Here is an 18,111-nt window from a genome sequence, read left to right as displayed (position 1 = left end):
GCTCGAGACGGGTGCTGGAGACGGGTGCTCTAGACGGGTGCTCTAGACGGGACTGACGGGGTGGTGACGGCGCCCGCGGGTGCGGGTCCAGCCGTCGGCGTGCCGCAGGCGCGCGACCAGCTCGCCGCGCAGCTCCTCGCCGGGCACGACGGCGTCGACGACGAGCTCGTCGCCCATGCGCAGCAGGTTGACCTCCGCGCGGTGCTCCTCGACGCGGGTGGCGACGAACGCCGCGCGCTCGTCCGGGTCCGCGATCTCGGCGATCTTGCCGGCGTAGACCGCGTTGACCGACGCCTCGGGCCCCATCGCGCCGATGAACGCGCTGGGCAGGGCGAGGGTGGCCCGCGGCTCGAACCCGGGCGCGCACATCGCGTAGAAGCCCGCGGCGTAGGCCTTGCGCAGCACGACCGTGAACTTCGGGACCTCGGCCGACGCCATCGCGGTGATCATCTTGGCGCCGTGGCGGATGATGCCCTGGCGCTCGACCGCGACGCCGACCATGAAGCCGGGCACGTCCTGCAGGAACAGCAGCGGGACGTTGAACGCGTCGCAGAGGCTGATGAAGCGCGCGGCCTTGTCGGCGGAGTCGACGTGGATCGCGCCGCTGCGCACCCGCGGCTGGTTGGCGACGAGCCCCACGACCCGCCCCTCGAGGCGGGCGAAGCCGACGACGATCTCGGGGGCCCAGTCGGGCTTGACCTCGAAGAACGAGCCGCCGTCGACGAGCCGGTCGATCACGCCGGCGATGTCGTAGCCGACGGTCGGGTCCTCGGGCACGAGTCCGTCCCAGCCGGCGGCCTCGGGCTCGACCGGCTCCGCGTCGGGCGGGGGAGCGTCGAACCGGCCCGGTAGGTAGGAGAACAGCAGCCGGGCCGCGGCGATGGCCTGCCAGTCCTCGTCGAACACCGCGTCGCCGCACCCGGAGACCTCGGCGTGCATCCGCGCGCCACCCATCTCCTCGGCGGTGGTGTGCTCGCCGGTGACCTTCTCGGCCACCCGCGGCGACGCGAGGTACATCGACGCCTGCCCGTCGACCATGCCGACCCAGTCGGTGAACGCCGGCATGTAGGCCCCGCCCGCCGCCGAGGGGCCGTGCAGGCAGCAGATCTGGGGGACGCGCCCGGACAGCGCGACCTGCAGGTGGAAGATCTTCGAGGCGCCGCGGCGGCCGGGGAAGAAGCCCATCTGCTCGGTGAGCCGGCCCCCCGCGGAGTCGACGAGGTAGAAGACGGGGAGCAGGTCGCGGTCGGCGCGCTCGAGGATCCGGATCTGCTTCTCGCAGGTCCGCTCGCCCCACGAGCCGGCCTTGACGCCGAAGTCGTGGGCGATCACCGCGACCGGGCGCCCTTCAACGGTGCCCACCCCGGTGACGACGCCGTCGGCGGGCATGCCCGGCGTGCCCGCCGAGGCCAGCACGCCGTCCTCGACGAAGCTGCCCGGGTCGAGCAGCACGGCGAGGCGCTCGCGCACCGGCAGCTTGTCCGGCCACCGGCTGGTGTCCCCGCCGCGGCGGGCCCGGTCGGCCGCCGCGAGCACGTCGTCCCCCGAGGGAGGTGCCGGCGTCCCGGGGGGAGGGGGCGCCGGCACCTCCCACGCGGGAGGTGTGCCGTGGGCGGTGCCGGTCACGGGACGAGCCGCTTCCCGAGGATCTCGAGCTGGATCTCGTCGGTGCCGCCGCCGATGCGCAGGATGCGCACGTCGCGGTGGTGGCGCGCGATCGGCGTCTCCTCGAGGTAGCCCGCGCCGCCGAAGAGCTGCACGGCCTCGTCGACGATCCACGCCGCCGCCTTGGCCGCGAAGTACTTCGCGACGGCGACCGAGCGGTCGGCCTCGGGGTGGCCGCGGTCGAGGCGGTCGGCGGCCCGGTAGGTCAGGACGCGGGCGGCCTCGAGCTCGATCTCCATCGCGGCGAGGCGGTGCCGGATCGTCTGGCGCGCGGTCAGCGGCTCGCCCGCCACCTCGCGGCCCCGGACGTACTCGGTGACCGTGTCGAGCGCCTCGGCGGCGTGGCCGAGCCCCATCGCGGCGAGCGCGACCCGCTCGAGCTGGAACGCCGACATGATCTGGTGGAAGCCGCGGCCCTCGACGCCGAGTACCGCGTCCTCGCCCAGCTCCACGCCGTCGAGGACGACCTCGCGGGTGTCCGACGAGTGCCAGCCCATCTTCGCCAGCGGGGCGCCCATCGACAGCCCCGGCGTCCCGGCGGGGACGACGAACGTCGTGATGCCGCGGTGGCCGCCCTCGGGGTCGGTCTTGGCGCCGACGACCAGGACGTCGGCGAGGCCGGCGTTGGTGATGTACATCTTGCGGCCGTCGAGTAGCCAGCCCGTGTCGGTGCGCCGGGCCCGCGTGGTGATGCCCGCGACGTCGGAGCCGGCGCCGGGCTCGGTGACGGCGATGGCCGCGATCGCCTCGCCGGCCGCGAGCGGCCCGACCCACCGCTCGCGCTGGGCGGGGGTGCCGTGGCGGACGAGGTGCGGGGCCGCCATGTAGGCGCTGACCAGCGCGCTGACCGCGATGCCGCCGCAGGCCCGGGAGAGCTCCTCGGCGAGCACGGCCACCGCGAGCGAGCGCCCGGCCTCGGCGTCGTCCTCCCCGTCCGTGCCCCCGCTCCCGCCGAACTCCTCGGGCGTCAGCAGGCCGAGCAGGCCCGCGTCGCCGAGCTCCTTCCACAGGCGCTCGGGCGGGCGTCCCGCGCGCTCGGCCTCCGCGACGACGGGGCGGACGCGCTGGTCGGTGAACGCCCGGCACGTCCGCCGGAAGTCCTCGTGCAGCTCGCCGAGGTCGTCAGCCACATCGCTCCTTGTCTCGACCGACCGGTCGGACGAAAGTACCCCACGTCACACACGTTCGGTCAAGACGTCCGAGGGGAACCGGGAGCGCGATGGCGACACGGGAGACCGAGGCAGGATCGGCGACGGGCAGCCGCGCCGACGAGCAGCGGCAGCGGATCCTCGCGGGCGCCGTCGCCGTCTTCAGCCGCCGCGGCTACCGGGCGGCGTCGATGAACGAGGTGGCCGACCAGGTCGGCCTGCGCAAGCCGACGCTGTACCACTACGTCCGCACCAAGCAGGACCTGCTCGTCGCGGTCTACGAGGAGGTCCTCGACGAGAGCCTGGCGAGCGCGCGCCGGATCGTCGCCGGGGCGCCGTCGGCGCGCGAGGCGGTGCGCGGCCTGATCGTCGAGCGGGTCCGCTACACCTGCGAGCACCGCGACCTGCTGACGATCTGCTTCCACGAGGAGTCGGCGCTGCCGCCGGAGCTCGCCGCGCCGATCCTCGAGCGCCGCCGCGAGTTCGAGCGCGTGGTGCGCGACGCCGTGACCGCCCACCTGCGCGAGACCGGGCGGACACTGCCGATGTCGGTAGGGACCTTCGTCAACACCTGCCTCGGCGCCGCGAACTGGACCTACAAGTGGTTCGACCCGGCCGGCCCGCGCTCGTCGCGCCAGCTCGGGGAGGACGTGGCGTCGGTGCTGATGGGGGTCCTGGAGGGCTGATCAGGCCGCCGGGCTCACGGCGTGTCCTGGAAGACCGGCGCCCGCTTCTCGAAGCCCGCGGTCACCGCCTCGACCTGGTTCCTGCTGCCGATCAGGGCGCCGATCTCGGTCTGCTCGGCGGCGAAGCCGGTGGTGAGGTCGACGCGGCCGGCGGCGTCGAGCAGGCGCTTGGCCGCGCGGACGGCGTGCGGGCTGCGGCCGGCGATCTCGCGGGCGAGGGTCAGGGCGGCGCCGAGGGGGTCGTCGTCGGTGCGCGTGCACAGCCCGAGCGCGGCGGCCTCGGTGCCGCTGACGACCCGCGCGGTCAGCGTGAGCTCCTTGGCGACGTCGCGGCCGACGAGCTCGGGGAGCACCTGCGTCCCGGTCATGTCCGGGATGAGCCCCCACTTGACCTCCATGACCGACAGGCGCGCGTCCGGGGCGACGATGCGGATGTCGGCGCCCAGCGCGATCTGCAGGCCGCCGCCGAGCGCGTTGCCCCGGATCGCGGCGATCACCGGGACCTCGAGCTCGGCCCACACCCACGCCGCGCGCTGGCCGGTGGCGCGCGCGGGCCCGGCCGAGGGCGGGAGCTGCGCGGACGCCGAGAGCCGCTCGCCGCCCGCCATCGCGCGGAACGAGCCGAAGTCGAGCCCGGCGCAGAAGTCGGGGCCCTCGCCGGAGAGCACCGCGACCCGCACCGAGGGGTCCCCGCGCAGCGACTCGCCGGCGTGGACCAGGCCCTCGAACATCGCCGGGTCGAGGGCGTTGCGCTTCTCCGGCCGCGACAGCCGCACGTCGGCGACGCCGTCGACGACCTCGACCCGCACGCGTTCGTGCTCGCTCATGCGCCGCGACGCTACTTGAACGATCGTTCAGGCGGCGAGACGCTGAGGGCCCGGATACCGAGGAGGTCGGTGTGGACTTCGCACTCCCGGCGGAGCTGACCGAGCGGCTCGAGGCGCTCGACGGGTTCATCGAGCGCGAGATCGTCCCGCTGCAGGAGCAGGACGACAACCAGCGGTTCTTCGACCACCGGCGCGAGTACGCCCGCACCGACTTCGAGAACGGCGGCGTCCCGCGGCCCGAGTGGGAGGAGCTGCTCGGCGAGATGTTCCGGCGCGCCGACGCGGCGGGGTGGCTGCGCTACGGGCTGCCGAAGGACGTCGGCGGGTCCGACGGCACGAACCTCGACATGGCGGTGATCCGCGAGCACCTCGCGCACCGCGGGCTCGGGCTGCACAACGACCTGCAGAACGAGTCGTCGGTGGTCGGCAACTTCCCGTTCGCGCACATGCTCATGGCGTTCGGCACCGACGCGCAGCGCGAGGAGTTCCTCGAGCCGATGCTCACGCGCACGGCGCGCCTGGGCTTCGGTCTCACCGAGCCCGACCACGGCAGCGACGCCACGTGGATGGAGACCCGCGCCGTCCGCGACGGTGGCGACTGGGTGATCAACGGCGCGAAGCGCTGGAACTCCAACATGCACTCGGCGACCCACGACGTCGTGTTCGCCCGCACGTCGGGCGCCGACGGCGACGCGCGCGGCATCACCGCGTTCTTCGTCCCGACCGACACCCCGGGCTTCTCGGTCGACTTCCACTGGTGGACGTTCAACATGCCCACCGACCACGCCGAGGTGAGCCTGCACGACGTGCGGGTCCCGGACGAGGCGATCTTCGGCGCGGAGGGCGAAGGGCTCGCCGTCGCGCAGACGTTCGTGCACGAGAACCGCATCCGCCAGGCCGCCTCGGGCGTCGGCGCGGGTCAGTACTGCATCGACCGCAGCGTCGCCTACGCCCGCGAGCGGCGGACGTTCGGCGCGCCGCTGGCCACGCGGCAGGCGATCCAGTGGCCGCTGGTCGAGCTGCAGACCGAGGGCGAGATGCTGCGCGGGCTGGTGCGCAAGACGGCCTGGGAGCTCGACCGCCTCCCGCACACGGAGATCAGCGACCGCGTCTCGATGTGCAACTACCGCGCCAACCGCTTCGTGTGCGACGCGGCCGACCGTGCCATGCAGGTGCACGGCGGCCTCGGCTACTCGCGGCACACCCCGTTCGAGCACATCTACCGCCACCACCGGCGCTACCGGATCACCGAGGGCGCCGAGGAGATCCAGATGCGCAAGGTCGCGGCGTACCTGTTCCGCTTCACGGGCCCGAACAAGCAGCGGTGACGGGCGACGATCTCGGTGACCGGCTCGCCCGACGCCTGGGCGAGATCACCGGCACCGACGTGCGGATCGAGGGCCTGCGCCGGCTGACCGCCGGGGCCAGCCGCGAGACGTGGTCGTTCACCGCGACCGACGCGCACGGCCGGCGCGCCCTCGTCCTGCGCCGCGACCCGCCCGGCGACGACCGCCCGGAGGGCATGGCGCTCGAGGCGGCGTCGCTGGCCGCCGCCGCGGCGGCCGGGGTCCCCGTCCCGCCGCTGGTCGACAGCGGCAGCGACCCGGCGGTCGTCGGCGCGCCGTACCTGATCACCGGGCACGTCGACGGCGAGACCCTCGGGCCCCGCATCCTGCGCGAGGAGCGGTTCGCGACCGCCCGGGAGGGCCTGGCCGCCGAGCTCGGCCGCACCCTCGCGCGCGTCCACGCCGTCCCGCTCGACGCCGTCCCCGGGCTCCCGGCCGACGACCCCGTCGAGGACCTGCGCGCCACCTGCGACGCGCTCGACGAGCCGCTCCCGACCGTGGAGATCGCGCTGCGGTGGCTCGAGCGGCACCGCCCCGACCCGGTGGCCGACGCCCTCGTCCACGGCGACTTCCGGCTCGGCAACCTCATCGTCGACGAGTCCGGGCTCGCCGCGGTGCTCGACTGGGAGCAGGTCCACCGCGGCGACCCGCGCGAGGACCTCGGGTGGCTCTGCGTCAAGTGCTGGCGCTTCGGCTCCCCGCTGCCCGTCGCGGGCCTCGGCACCATCGACGAGCTGCTCGACGGCTACGCCGAGGTCGCCGGCACGCGCCCCGACCCCGCGGCCGTGCGGTGGTGGCAGGTGCACCGCACGACGTGGTGGGCGCTGGGCTGCCGGCGCATGGCCGGGCGCCACCTGGCGGGGGAGACGCCCTCGGTCGAGCTCGCCGCGATCGGCCGCCGCGTCGCCGAGCAGGAGCACGACCTGCTGCTCCTGCTCGGGCGGCCCGCCGAGCCGGGCGCCGAGCTCACTCCCGCTCCGCGTCCGGACCTTCCGGGACGGCCGAGCGCCGGCGACCTCGTCGAGGCCGTCGCGGGCTTCCTGCGCGACGAGGTCATGGCCGCCGGCGACGAGCGCCTGGCCTTCCTCGGGCGGGTCGCGGCGAACGTCCTCGACGGCGTCGGGCGGGAGATCGCGCTGGGCCCGGAGCTCGAGCGCCGCCACCGCGAGCGGCTCGCGGCGCTCGGGCACGCCGACCAGGCCGGGCTCGCGGCCGCGATCCGCCGCGGCGAGGTCGACGACACCGACCCGGCGCTGCTCGCGGCCGTCCGCGCGGCCGTGACCGACAAGCTGACCGTCGCCAACCCGCGCTACCTCACGCGACCCGGGTGACCGTTGCGCTGAACGACCGTTCAGGGAGAGGCTCGCGAGCATGCGCACCGTGGCGACCGGGCTGGGGTTCCCGGAGGGCCCCGTCGCCCTCGCCGACGGCGACGTCCTCGTCGTCGAGATCCGGCGGGGCACGCTGACCCGCGTCGCCCCCGACGGCACCACGTCCGTGGTCGCCGCGCTCGGCGGCGGCCCCAACGGCGCGGCGATCGGGCCCGACGGCGCGGTCTACGTCTGCAACAACGGCGGCTTCACCTGGCACGACCGCGACGGGATCACCGCGCCCGGACACCAGCCCCCCGACTACGCCGGCGGGAGCATCCAGCGGGTCGACCTCGACACGGGCGAGGTCACCGACCTCTACACGGCCTGCGACGGCCGGCCCCTGCGCGGGCCCAACGACATCGTCTTCGACACCGACGGCGGCTTCTGGTTCACCGACATCGGCAAGAGCCGCGAGCGCGACCGCGACACCGGGGCGCTCTACCACGCGCGGTGGGACGGGTCGGCGATCACCGAGGTCGTGCACCCGCTGACCCAGCCCAACGGCGTCGGCCTCTCGCCCGACGGCTCGCGGCTCTACGTCGCCGAGACCGTCACCGGCCGGGTCTGGGCGTGGGACGTCGCGGGTCCCGGGCGCCTGACCCGCGCCGCGGAGCCGGTCGGGCCGCACGGGCCGCACGGCGCCGTGCTGCTGCACGGGTTCGGCGGCTACCAGATGCTCGACTCGCTCGCGGTCGACGGCGCGGGCAACGTCTGCGTGGCGACGCTGGTGACCGGCGCGATCAGCGTCGTCGCGCCGGACGGGGAGCTGCTGCGGCAGGTCCCGGTGCCCGAGCACGACCCGTACGTCACGAACATCTGCTTCGCCGGCGCCGGCTCGCCTACGGCCTGGGTGACGTCCTCGGGGCGGGGCGTGCTCTACACCCTCGAGTGGGACGGCCCCGGACTCGACCTCGCGTACACGGCCTGAAAGGACAGCGCATGGCCTGGGACTTCTCCACCGAGCCCGAGTTCGAGCAGCAGCTCGCGTGGATGCGGACCTTCGTCCGGGAGGAGATCCTCCCCCTCGAGACCCTCGACCTCGACGGGGAGACGCTGGCGCGGGCGACCGCCCCCCTCAAGGAGGAGGTCAAGGCGCGCGGCCTGTGGGCCGCGCACCTGCCGCCCGAGCTCGGCGGCGGCGGGTTCGGGCAGGTCAAGCTCGGGCTGATGCACGAGATCCTCGGGCGGTGCGCGTACGCCCCGGCGGTGTTCGGCAACAACGCCCCCGACTCGGGCAACGCGGAGCTCCTGGCCCTCGGCGCGAACGACGACCAGAAGAAGCGCTGGATGGAGCCGCTGCTCGACGGGGAGCTGCGCAGCGCGTTCTCGATGACCGAGCCGAACGCCGGCGCCGACCCGACCCTGCTGACGACGCGGGCCGAGCGCGTCGGCGACGAGTACGTCGTCAACGGGCACAAGTGGTTCACGTCGAACGGGTCGGTCGCCGACTTCCTCATCGTCATGGCCGTCACCGACCCCGACGCGGCGCCGCGGCGGCGGGCGTCGATGTTCGTCGTCCCGACCGACACCCCCGGCGTGGAGGTCCTGCGCGACATCCCGACGATGGAGCACCCCGAGGAGCGCAGCGGGCAACCCGGCGGGCACGCCGAGGTGGTCTACCGCGACGTGCGCGTGCCGGCCGAGAACCTCATCGGCGCGGAGGGCGACGGCTTCCTGCTCGCGCAGAAGCGGCTGGGGCCGGGGCGCATCCACCACTGCATGCGCTGGCTGGGGCAGTCGCAGCGCGCCTTCGACATGCTCTGCGAGCGGGCGGTGTCGCGGTACACCCACGGGTCGGTGCTCTCGGAGAAGCAGATGGTCCAGGACTGGATCGCGACCTCGACCGCCGAGATGACCGCCGCCCGGCTGATGACGCTGCAGGCCGCCTGGAAGATGGACCAGGGCGGCACCGAGGCGGCGCTGACCGACATCGCCATGATCAAGTTCTACGGCGCGACGGTGCTCTACAACGTCATCGACCGCGCGATCCAGGTGCACGGCTCGCTGGGCTTCACCACCGACCTGCCGCTCGAGAACATGTACCGCCACGCCCGCGCGGCGCGGATCTACGACGGCCCGGACGAGGTCCACAAGGTCACCGTCGCGCGCCGGGTGCTGCGCGGCTACGAGCCCCGCGAGGTGCCCACCGAGCACGTGCCGACCCGCCGCGAGGAGGCGAGGCGGAAGTTCGCGCACCTCCTGGACGCCGCTGCCGTGGGCAGCTAGTAGTTGTCCCCAACCGAGCGAAGGAGACCCCGAACGATGATCGCTGTGGGAGAGAAGATCCCCGACGTGCCACTGACGACGGTGGACGCCGAGGGGAACACGGAGTCCGTGCGCTCCGGCGAGCTCTTCGCGACCGGGCGGAGCGTGCTGTTCGGCGTCCCCGCCGCGTTCAGCCCGACGTGCAGCGACGCGCACCTCCCGGGCTTCGTGGCCAAGGCGGGTGAGATCTCGGACAAGGGCGTCGACCGGATCGTGTGCGTCGCGGTCAACGACCCGTTCGTCATGGGCGCCTGGGCCAAGGACCAGCAGGTGCATGGCGTCACCATGCTCGCCGACGGGTCCGCCCTGTTCGCGAAGGCGATGGGCACCGACATGGACGGCACGGACTTCGGGCTCGGGATCCGGTCGCAGCGCTACGCGGCGGTCATCGAGGACGGCACGCTGACCTGGATCGACGTGGAGGACGCGCCGCCGGACCACGAGAAGTCCACCGCCGAGGTGGTGCTGACCAAGCTGTGAGGCGAGCCCTGAGCTGAGCTGTGGGGCGCTACCGGCAGTCGACGATCCGCTGCGCGATGGCCGTGTAGCGCTCCACCAGCTCGGGGACGCCGAGCCCGCCGTCGGGCTCGTACCACTGGGCGATGGCGTTGCACGCCGCGACGACGGCCCGGCGGGCGTCGTCGGGGTGCTCGCAGTGGAACACGCCGCGGGCGACGCCCTCGTCGACGAGGTCGGCCCAGAGCTTCGAGGCGGCGGCGCGCAGGGCGTCGAGGCGCTCGCGGTTCGCGGGGTCGAGGTTGCGCCACTCCGAGGCGGCGATGGTGCTCTCGACCTGCCGGCTGACCCGGTACTCGATCGTCGCGCGGACGAGGGCGCCCAGGCGGGCGGCCGGGTCGTCGCCGGCGTCGCGCAGGGCCTCGTCGCAGCGGCGGAAGTACTCCTCGGTGCTCTCCTCGACCAGCGCGGTGAGCAGCTCCTGCTTGCCGGCGTGCCAGTGGTAGAGCGCCGAGAGGGACAGGCCGGCGCGTGCGGCGATGTCGCGGATCGAGGTCCCGTGGTAGCCGCGTTCGGCGAAGCTCTCCCGGGCGGCGCGCGTGATGGCCTCCCGCCCGCCCCCGCGCGGCACCGCCGCCGGGCTGGTCATCGCGACAGCATAGAGCGACTCGACCCCCGAACGATCGATCGATAGGTTCGCGAGGTCATCCGCCGACGGGGAGGGAGTCGCGCACCATGGACGACGAGGTCCTGCTCGTCCGGCGGGAGGGCGGGATCCTCACGCTCACCCTCAATCGCCCGCACCGCAAGAACGCGCTGGACGCGGCGCTGTGGGAGGCGCTGCACACCCAGCTCTCCGCGGTGCGCCGGGACCCGGACGTGCGGGCCGTCGTGATCACGGGCGCGGGCGGCGACTTCTGTGCCGGCGCGGACCTCTCCGGGGCGCGCGAGGGCCACCCGCTCGACCGGATGCGCTTCGTCAACGACGTCGCCCTGCTGCTGCACGAGCTGCCGGTGCCCACCGTCGCGGCGGTCGACGGCGTCGCGGTCGGGGCGGGCTGGAACCTCGCGCTGGGCTGCGACCTCGTCGTCGCGACGCCCCGCTCGCGCTTCTCCCAGATCTTCGCCAAGCGCGGGCTCTCGCTCGACTTCGGCGGGTCGTGGCTGCTCCCGCGCCTGGTGGGGATGCAGCAGGCCAAGCGCCTCGCGCTGCTCGCCGAGATGATCGACGCCGACGAGGCGCTGCGGCTCGGGCTGGTGACCTGGGTGGTCCCGGTCGAGGAGATCGCGGCGTACGCCGCCGACCTGGCGAGCCGGCTCGCGGCGATGGCGCCGGTCGCGGTGTCGCAGTCCAAGGCGCTGCTGCACGAGAACGCCGACCGCCCGCTGCGCGACGCGCTGGCGAGCGAGGCCCGGGCGCAGTCGGTCAACTTCGCCGGCGAGGACGCGCCCGAGGCGTTCGCGGCCTTCAACGAGAAGCGCGACGCGACCTTCACCGGGCGGTGGGCGGTCCCGTGACCGGCGGTCTCTTCGACCTCACCGGCCACGTCGCGCTCGTCACCGGCGGGAACTCGGGGATCGGGCTGGGCATGGCCCGGGGCCTCGCCCTGAGCGGTGCCGACGTCGCGATCTGGGGGACGAACGCCGAGCGCAACGAGGCGGCGGTCGACGAGCTCACCGAGCTCACGGGGCACGCCACGCGCGTGCGGTCCTGGCGTTGCGACGTCGGCGACGAGGACGACGTCGAGGCCGCCTTCGCCGGCGTGCTCGAGCACTTCGGCCGGGTCGACTCGTGCTTCGCGAACGCCGGCATCGGCGGGTCGGGGAGCCGGTTCGTCGACACGACCCTGGAGGAGTGGCGGCGGGTGACGCGCGTCGACCTCGACGGCGCGTTCCTGACGCTGCGGGCCGCGGCGCGGCACATGGTCGACCGGGGCGGGGGAGGGGTGCTCGTGGGCACCTCGAGCGTGTCGACGGTCCACGGCGCGCCGCGCAACCAGGCGTACGCGGCGAGCAAGGCGGGGCTGACCGCGATCATCAAGGGGCTGGCGATCGAGCTCGCGCGCCACGGGGTCAACGCGCACTCGCTGGTCGTGGGCTGGACCGAGACGCCGCTGGCCTCCCGCACGCTGCACGACGAGCGCTTCGAGGCCGCCGTCATGCCGCGGATGCCGCAGCGGCGCTGGGGTGCACCCGACGACTTCGCGCGGCTCGCGGTCTACCTCGCGGGCGGGGCGGGCGGGTTCCACACGGGCGACGAGATCGTCGTGGACGGGGCGTACTCGATCTTCTGATGCTGGACGCGGACCCGTGGGGTGGGGGAGCCTGCCGGGCATGACTCCGGAGCAGGCCGCCCGGGCCCAGGGCGAGCAGGACGCCTCGGCCGCCGTCGCCGACGAGGAGCGCTGGCGCATCGCCGGCGGCGGGATGCTCACCGTGCACCCGGTGGAGGAGTGGGTCCCGCGCGCCCACCGCCGCGCCTACCTCGACGGCGCCGCCAGCGTCCTGGGCTACCGCCCCCTGGTCCTGGGCTGACGTGTGAGTGGTCGGCACGCCGATGGCCGTGCCGGCTACTCACGAGGGAGGACGCAACCTCCCTGCAACCCTGCCGCCGGCGGGCGTGATCGGCTTCACTGTGTCCACGCAGGAGGACCGTGGGCGGAGGCGGGCGTCCGTCCACGGTCGGCACGGGAGCCGCCCGGTGAAGAGAGGCAGCAGTGACGCAGACGGTGGAGAGCGGGCGCACCGAGACCGGCCGGCGGGTGAGCAGCTGGCTCGCGGACTTCGCCGACGCGGTGTCGTCGGGCGACGCGGAGCGCGCCGGGGCGCTGTTCGCGGAGGAGTCGTACTGGCGGGACCTGGTGTCGTTCACCTGGAACCTGGTCACCGTGGAGGGCCCGTCGGGCGTCGCCGGCGTGGTCAGCTCGGAGGCCGCGCGCCAGGTGGCCCCGGTGAGCTTCGAGGTGACGGGCGAGCCGACGGAGGCCGACGGGATCACCGAGGCCTGGCTGACCTTCGAGACCGCGATCGGACGGGGCAGCGGGCACCTGCGGCTGAACAGCGACGGCAAGGCGTGGACGCTGCTGACCACGCTGGACGAGCTCAAGGGCCACGAGGAGCCGCGCGGGGACCGCCGGCCGTTCGGCACCGAGCACGGCGCCAACCCCGACCGCGTGACCTGGCGCGAGCGCCGCGAGGCCGAGGCCGCGGAGCTGGGCTACACGCGCCAGCCCGAGGTCGTCATCATCGGCGGCGGGCAGGGCGGGATCGCGCTGGGCGCGCGGCTGCGCCAGCTCGGCGTCGAGGCGATCATCGTCGAGACCAACGAGCGCCCGGGCGACTCCTGGCGCAAGCGCTACAAGAGCCTCGCCCTGCACGACCCGGTCTGGTACGACCACCTGCCCTACCTGAAGTTCCCGGACAACTGGCCGGTCTTCGCGCCGAAGGACAAGATCGGCGACTGGCTCGAGATGTACACGAAGATCATGGAGCTGAACTACTGGGGCTCCACCACCGCGAAGAGCGCGACCTTCGACGAGGCGTCCGGCGAGTGGTCGGTCGTCGTCGACCGCGCCGGCGAGGAGGTCACCCTCCGGCCGAAGCAGCTGGTCTTCGCGCTCGGGGTCTCGGGCAAGCCGAACATCCCGGCGATCCCGGGCCAGGAGAAGTTCCAGGGCGAGATCCAGCACTCCAGCCAGCACCCCGGCCCCGACGCCTACAAGGGCAAGAAGGTCGTGGTCATCGGGTCGAACAACTCGGCGTTCGACATCTGCGGGGCGCTGTGGGAGGTCGGCGCCGACGTGACGATGGTGCAGCGCAGCTCCACGCACATCATCAAGTCCGACACGCTCATGGAGTACGGGCTCGGCGACCTGTACTCCGAGCGCGCGGTGGCGGGCGGCATCGACACCCACACCGCGGACATGATCTTCGCGTCGCTGCCGTACCGGATCATGCACACCTTCCAGAAGCCGACCTACGACAAGGCCCGCGAGATCGACGCGGACTTCTACCGCAAGCTCACCGAGGCCGGCTTCGACCTGGACTTCGGCGACGACGACTCGGGCCTGTTCATGAAGTACCTGCGGCGCGGCTCGGGCTACTACATCGACGTGGGTGCCGCCGACCTCGTCGCCGAGGGCAAGGTGAAGCTCGCCAAGGGGCAGATCACCGAGCTCACGGAGAACGAGGTCGTCCTCGACGACGGCACCCGCCTCGAGGCCGACCTCGTCGTGCTGGCCACCGGCTACGGCTCGATGAACCAGCGGGCCGCCGACATCATCGGCCAGGAGATGGCCGACCGCGTCGGCAAGGTCTGGGGCCTGGGCTCGGACACCACCAAGGACCCCGGTCCCTGGGAGGGCGAGCAGCGCAACATGTGGAAGCCGACCCAGCAGGACAACCTGTGGTTCCACGGCGGCAACCTGCACCAGTCGCGCTTCTACTCGCTCTACCTCGCCCTGCAGCTCAAGGCCCGCTCGGTCGGCATCCCGACCCCGGTGCACGGCAAGCAGGAGGTGCACCACACCTCCTGAGGTGGGTCGCCCCGAGGGGAGCGAGGGTCACCCTGGCTGCGCAGGACGCAGCCGAGGTGACCCTCGCTCCACCCCCAGGGATCAGGTGCGGGCGGGCTCCGCGGCGAGGTCGAGCACCACGTCGCTGCGCGTGGTGCGGCCGTCGAGGAGCACGATGCGCTGGGCGCTGGGGGCGAGGCCCGGGGCACCGGTGACGAGCAGGTGGTCGCCGGGGCCGTCGGCGCGCAGGTCGAAGTCGCCGTCGTCGGTGCTGACCGCCCGCCCCGCCTCGCGGCCCGTCGGGTCGACGAGGGTCAGCGTGGCGCCCGCGACCGCCCGCCCCGCGGCGTCGCGGACCGCGCCGGACAGGCCGGTGCCGACCGGCGCCTCGGGCTCCGGGGTGTCGGTCCGCGTCGTCACCGCCCCGCGCTCGGTGGTGCGCCCGGCGGGGATGAGGAGGCCGACGACGACGGCGCCGACGACGAAGATCCCGGCGGCGACGAGGAACGCCACCGTGTAGCCGTGGAGCGCGGCGGCGAGCGGCGGCCCGGCGTAGCCCACGGCGGCGGTGCCGGCGACGCTCGAGAGCAGCGCGGTGCCCACCGACCCGCCGACCTGCTGCATCGTGTTCACCGACGCCGAGGCGACACCGGCGTCCCCGGGTCGACGCCGTAGGTCGCGGTGTTGATCGAGGTCGACATCGCGGTCCCCGTGCCCAGCCCGATCATCACCAGCGGGCCGAGGACGTGGCTCGCGTACCCGGACGTCGGGGTCAGGAACGAGAACCAGAACAGGCCGCCGGCACCCAGCAGCATCCCGAGCACCACCAGCGGCTTCGGGCCGGTGCGGGGGAGCAGGTACGACGGGACGGTGTTCGCGGCCGTCACGATGCTCGCCACCATCGGCAGGAACGCCACCCCGGTGACCAGCGGCGAGAAGCCGAAGACCTGCTGGAGGGTGTACGCGAGGAACAGCGTCACCGCGAACATGCCGGTGGTGAGCACGAGGATCGTGAGGAACGAGCCGCCGCGGAAGCGGTCGGTCACCACGCGCAGCGGCAGCAACGGCGCCCGCACCCGGCGCTGGACTCCGACGAAGGCCACGAGCAGCACGAGGCCCGCGGCGAGGAACGCGGAGACGAGCGGCGAGGACCAGCCGTCGGTCTCGGCGCCCGCGAAGCCGTACACCACGCCGAACAGGCCCGCGGACGCCAGGACCGTGCCGACGACGTCGAGGCGGGGCCGGTGCTCGACCGGGTGCGCCGGGAGCAGGAGCGAGGCCCCGACGAAGGCGACCGCCGCGAAGACGGCGTTGACGTACATGCACCAGCGCCAGTCGACGTACTGGGTCAGCGCGCCGCCCAGCAGCAGCCCGATCGCCGCGCCGGAACCGGCGAGGGCGGCGAACACCCCGAACGCGCGCGCCCGCTCCCGTCCCTCGGTGAACGTCGTGGTCAGCAGCGAGAGCGCGGCCGGCGCGAGCAGCGCGCCGAAGACGCCCTGCAGGGCGCGGGCGGCCACCAGCAGCTCGAAGCCCGGCGCGAGCCCGCCGAGCACCGAGGCGGCGGCGAACCCGACCAGCCCGACGAGGAAGGCGCGCTTGCGCCCGACGAGGTCCGAGAGCCGGCCGCCGAGCAGCAGCAGGCTCCCGAACGCCAGCGCGTAGGCCGTGACGACCCACTGGCGCTGCGCGTCGTCGAACCCGAGGTCCGCCTGGGCGGACGGCAGGGCGATGTTCACGATGGAGTTGTCGAGGATCACCATCAGCTGGGCGATCCCGATGACGGCGAGGATCAGCCAGCGACGCCGGTCCGGCGACGCATCGGCGGGAGAGTTCACGGGGCGGACGACCGTTCTTCGACGTTCCGGGTGGTTCCGGGCGGTTCGCGCGGAGGGGGACGGCGCTGTCCCGGCGTGCGGCGACGCTCTCCGGGGCCAGCGCGGCCGATCGCCGGCCGATTCCCCGTGCGGATCCCGGGTCGACGAACGGTCGGTGGGGCACGCTGGCGTCCATGGAGTACACGAAGCTCGGCATGACGGGTCTCGACGTCTCGCGCATCTGCCTGGGCTGCATGAGCTACGGCGTCCCCGACGCGGGCGGCTGGCCCTGGTCGCTCGACGCCGACGACGCGAAGCCCTTCTTCCGGCAGGCGCTCGACGCCGGCATCAACTTCTTCGACACCGCGGACGTCTACTCGGCCGGCACCTCCGAGGAGATCACCGGCCGCTGGCTGAACGAGATGGCCGACCGCGACGAGATCGTCGTCGCCACCAAGGTGTTCAACCGCATGCGGAAGGGCCCCAACGGCGCCGGCCTCTCCCGCAAGGCGATCATGACCGGCATCGACGCCTCGCTGCGCCGCCTCGGCATGGACTACGTGGACCTCTACCAGATCCACCGCTGGGACTACGACACGCCGATCGAGGAGACGCTCGAGGCGCTGCACGACGTCGTCAAGGCGGGCAAGGCGCGCTACATCGGGGCGTCGTCGATGTGGGCGTGGCAGTTCTCGAAGGCGCTGCACCTGCAGGACGTCAACGGGTGGAGCCGGTTCGTGACGATGCAGGACCACTACAACCTGCTCTACCGCGAGGAGGAGCGGGAGATGCTCCCGCTCTGCGCCGACGAGGGCGTCGGGTCGATCCCGTGGAGCCCGCTCGCCCGCGGGAAGCTCACGCGCGACTGGGACGAGTCGACCACCCGCGGCGAGACCGACGAGTTCGGCAAGACGCTCTACCGCGACACCGACCGGCACATCGTCGAGCAGGTCGCCGAGGTCGCCGAGAAGCGCGGCGTGTCGCGGGCGCAGGTGGCGCTGGCGTGGGTGCTGGCCAACCCGGTGGTCGACGCCCCGATCGTCGGCGCGACGAAGTCGCACCACCTCGACGACGCCGTCGCCGCGCTGGACCTGCGCCTCGACGACGACGAGATCGCCGGCCTCGAGGAACGCTACGAGCCGCGCGGGGTGGCCGGGCACCGCTGATCACGATCCCGGTGACGGGACCCCGCACATCTGCGGCGTCCCGTCACCGAGGACGTGATCACATGCCCATGCCGCCGTCGACGGGCAGGCCGACGCCGTTGACGAAGCGCGCGGCGTCGGAGGCGAGGAAGACCGCGGCGTCGGCGATGTCGGAGACCTCGGCGAGCCGGCCGGACGGGGTCAGGTCGACCACCGCGGCGACGGCGGCGTCCGGGCTCTCGAACAGGCCCAGCCCCGAGGTCTCGACGGCGAGCTTGACGCCCATGTCGGTGGGTACGAGGCCGGGGTACAGGCAGTTGACGCGCACCCCGTAGCCGAGCTTCCCCGACTCCATCGCCGCGACGCGGGTGAGGCGGTCGACGCCCGACTTCGTGGCCGAGTAGCCGGCGATGGCGGGGAACGCGATGGTCGCCGCCACCGAGGCGATGTTGATGACCGCGCCGCCGTGGCCCGCCGCACCGCCGGGACGCATCGCGCGGAACGCGTGCTTGATCCCGAGCATCGTGCCGAGCAGGTTGACCTCGAGCATGCGCCGGACGTCGTCGGGCTCGGTGTCGACGAGCAGCGAGGTGACCTCGAGCCCGGCGTTGTTGACCACGACGTCGAGCCCGCCGAGATCCGCGACCGTCTGGGCGACGGCGGCCTCCCACTGCGCGTCGTCGGTGACGTCGAGGGGGACGAACCGCGCGCCAGGGATGCCCGCCGCGGTCTGCTCACCGACGTCCTTGAGCACGTCGCCCAGCACCACCGAGGCCCCGGCGGCCGCCATCGCCGCGCCCATCCCGGCACCCAGGCCGCGGGCACCGCCGGTGATCAGCACCTTCCGGCCGGCGAGCTCGTCACTCATC

The 18,111-nt window shown here is 73.7% G+C and carries 18 protein-coding genes; 11 read left to right on the top strand and 7 right to left on the bottom strand.

Annotated elements, in window-relative coordinates; genetic code table 11:
• Window positions 1–42 precede the first annotated feature (42 nt).
• Window positions 43–1,536, bottom strand: a complete 1,494-nt coding sequence (locus PH190_RS13110) for an acyl-CoA carboxylase subunit beta (protein WP_274231962.1) — start codon at window positions 1,534–1,536, stop codon at window positions 43–45.
• A gap of 86 nt (window positions 1,537–1,622) precedes the next feature.
• Window positions 1,623–2,795 carry an acyl-CoA dehydrogenase family protein gene (locus PH190_RS13105; protein WP_274231961.1) on the bottom strand — a complete coding sequence of 391 codons (1,173 nt, stop codon included), beginning with the start codon at window positions 2,793–2,795 and terminating at the stop codon, window positions 1,623–1,625.
• A gap of 89 nt (window positions 2,796–2,884) precedes the next feature.
• Between PH190_RS13105 and PH190_RS13100 the strand changes: the two genes are divergently transcribed.
• On the top strand, window positions 2,885–3,499 hold the full coding sequence (locus PH190_RS13100) for a TetR/AcrR family transcriptional regulator (RefSeq protein WP_274231960.1): 615 nt from the start codon (window positions 2,885–2,887) through the stop codon (window positions 3,497–3,499).
• 14 nt (window positions 3,500–3,513) lie between these two features.
• Here PH190_RS13100 and PH190_RS13095 read toward each other — a convergent pair whose 3' ends face one another.
• Entirely contained in the window at window positions 3,514–4,326 is an 813-nt protein-coding gene (locus tag PH190_RS13095) for a crotonase/enoyl-CoA hydratase family protein (RefSeq protein ID WP_274231959.1), read from the bottom strand.
• A 71-nt stretch (window positions 4,327–4,397) separates the two neighbouring features.
• On the opposite strand from PH190_RS13095, the gene PH190_RS13090 reads away from it, so the two are divergent.
• The 5 genes from PH190_RS13090 to PH190_RS13070 are packed head-to-tail and all read left to right on the top strand — an operon-like array spanning window position 4,398 to window position 9,790.
• Entirely contained in the window at window positions 4,398–5,654 is a 1,257-nt protein-coding gene (locus PH190_RS13090) for an acyl-CoA dehydrogenase family protein (protein WP_274231958.1), read from the top strand.
• A complete protein-coding gene (locus PH190_RS13085; protein ID WP_274231957.1) occupies window positions 5,651–7,003 on the top strand; it encodes a phosphotransferase family protein in 1,353 nt (450 codons plus the stop codon). The genes PH190_RS13090 and PH190_RS13085 overlap by 4 nt, the downstream gene beginning before the upstream one ends.
• Before the next feature lie 40 nt (window positions 7,004–7,043).
• Entirely contained in the window at window positions 7,044–7,973 is a 930-nt protein-coding gene (locus PH190_RS13080) for an SMP-30/gluconolactonase/LRE family protein (protein ID WP_274231956.1), read from the top strand.
• An 11-nt stretch (window positions 7,974–7,984) separates the two neighbouring features.
• Window positions 7,985–9,271, top strand: a complete 1,287-nt coding sequence (locus PH190_RS13075; RefSeq protein WP_274231955.1) for an acyl-CoA dehydrogenase family protein — start codon at window positions 7,985–7,987, stop codon at window positions 9,269–9,271.
• Window positions 9,272–9,307: 36 nt separating this feature from the next.
• Window positions 9,308–9,790 carry a peroxiredoxin gene (locus PH190_RS13070; protein ID WP_274231954.1) on the top strand — a complete coding sequence of 161 codons (483 nt, stop codon included), beginning with the start codon at window positions 9,308–9,310 and terminating at the stop codon, window positions 9,788–9,790.
• A gap of 28 nt (window positions 9,791–9,818) precedes the next feature.
• Here the strand turns inward: PH190_RS13070 and PH190_RS13065 are convergent, their stop codons facing one another.
• Entirely contained in the window at window positions 9,819–10,415 is a 597-nt protein-coding gene (locus PH190_RS13065; RefSeq protein WP_274231953.1) for a TetR-type transcription factor C-terminal domain-containing protein, read from the bottom strand.
• Between the two features lie 86 nt (window positions 10,416–10,501).
• On the opposite strand from PH190_RS13065, the gene PH190_RS13060 reads away from it, so the two are divergent.
• From PH190_RS13060 to PH190_RS13045, 4 genes are all read left to right on the top strand, one after another.
• The gene (locus PH190_RS13060) at window positions 10,502–11,284 is read left to right on the top strand and encodes an enoyl-CoA hydratase/isomerase family protein (protein WP_274231952.1); all 783 of its coding nucleotides are present in this window, start codon (window positions 10,502–10,504) and stop codon (window positions 11,282–11,284) included.
• Window positions 11,281–12,060 carry an SDR family NAD(P)-dependent oxidoreductase gene (locus PH190_RS13055; RefSeq protein ID WP_274231951.1) on the top strand — a complete coding sequence of 260 codons (780 nt, stop codon included), beginning with the start codon at window positions 11,281–11,283 and terminating at the stop codon, window positions 12,058–12,060. The genes PH190_RS13060 and PH190_RS13055 overlap by 4 nt, the downstream gene beginning before the upstream one ends.
• Window positions 12,061–12,100: 40 nt before the next feature.
• Window positions 12,101–12,301, top strand: coding sequence for a hypothetical protein (locus tag PH190_RS13050; RefSeq protein WP_274231950.1), 201 nt, complete (start codon window positions 12,101–12,103; stop codon window positions 12,299–12,301).
• Between the two features lie 182 nt (window positions 12,302–12,483).
• Complete coding sequence (locus PH190_RS13045; protein WP_274231949.1) at window positions 12,484–14,301, top strand: flavin-containing monooxygenase; 1,818 nt, start codon at window positions 12,484–12,486, stop codon at window positions 14,299–14,301.
• A gap of 81 nt (window positions 14,302–14,382) precedes the next feature.
• Here the strand turns inward: PH190_RS13045 and PH190_RS30775 are convergent, their stop codons facing one another.
• Both PH190_RS30775 and PH190_RS13035 read right to left on the bottom strand, forming a co-directional pair.
• On the bottom strand, window positions 14,383–14,904 hold the full coding sequence (locus tag PH190_RS30775; protein WP_420791650.1) for a carboxypeptidase-like regulatory domain-containing protein: 522 nt from the start codon (window positions 14,902–14,904) through the stop codon (window positions 14,383–14,385).
• 5 nt (window positions 14,905–14,909) lie between these two features.
• Window positions 14,910–16,118: an MFS transporter gene (locus tag PH190_RS13035; protein ID WP_420791644.1), complete on the bottom strand. Its 1,209-nt coding sequence runs from the start codon at window positions 16,116–16,118 to the stop codon at window positions 14,910–14,912.
• Between the two features lie 173 nt (window positions 16,119–16,291).
• On the opposite strand from PH190_RS13035, the gene PH190_RS13030 reads away from it, so the two are divergent.
• Window positions 16,292–17,263, top strand: coding sequence for an aldo/keto reductase (locus PH190_RS13030; protein ID WP_274231948.1), 972 nt, complete (start codon window positions 16,292–16,294; stop codon window positions 17,261–17,263).
• Between the two features lie 58 nt (window positions 17,264–17,321).
• On the opposite strand, the gene PH190_RS13025 is transcribed toward PH190_RS13030, so the two are convergent.
• A complete protein-coding gene (locus PH190_RS13025; protein ID WP_274231947.1) occupies window positions 17,322–18,110 on the bottom strand; it encodes an SDR family NAD(P)-dependent oxidoreductase in 789 nt (262 codons plus the stop codon).
• Between the last annotated feature and the right edge of the window lies 1 nt (window position 18,111).

The organism is Actinomycetospora straminea, assembly GCF_028737255.1.
Classification (GTDB): domain Bacteria; phylum Actinomycetota; class Actinomycetes; order Mycobacteriales; family Pseudonocardiaceae; genus Actinomycetospora; species Actinomycetospora straminea.
Note: the sequence above shows the minus strand (reverse complement) of the source record. Positions and strands in the feature narration are given on the sequence as shown.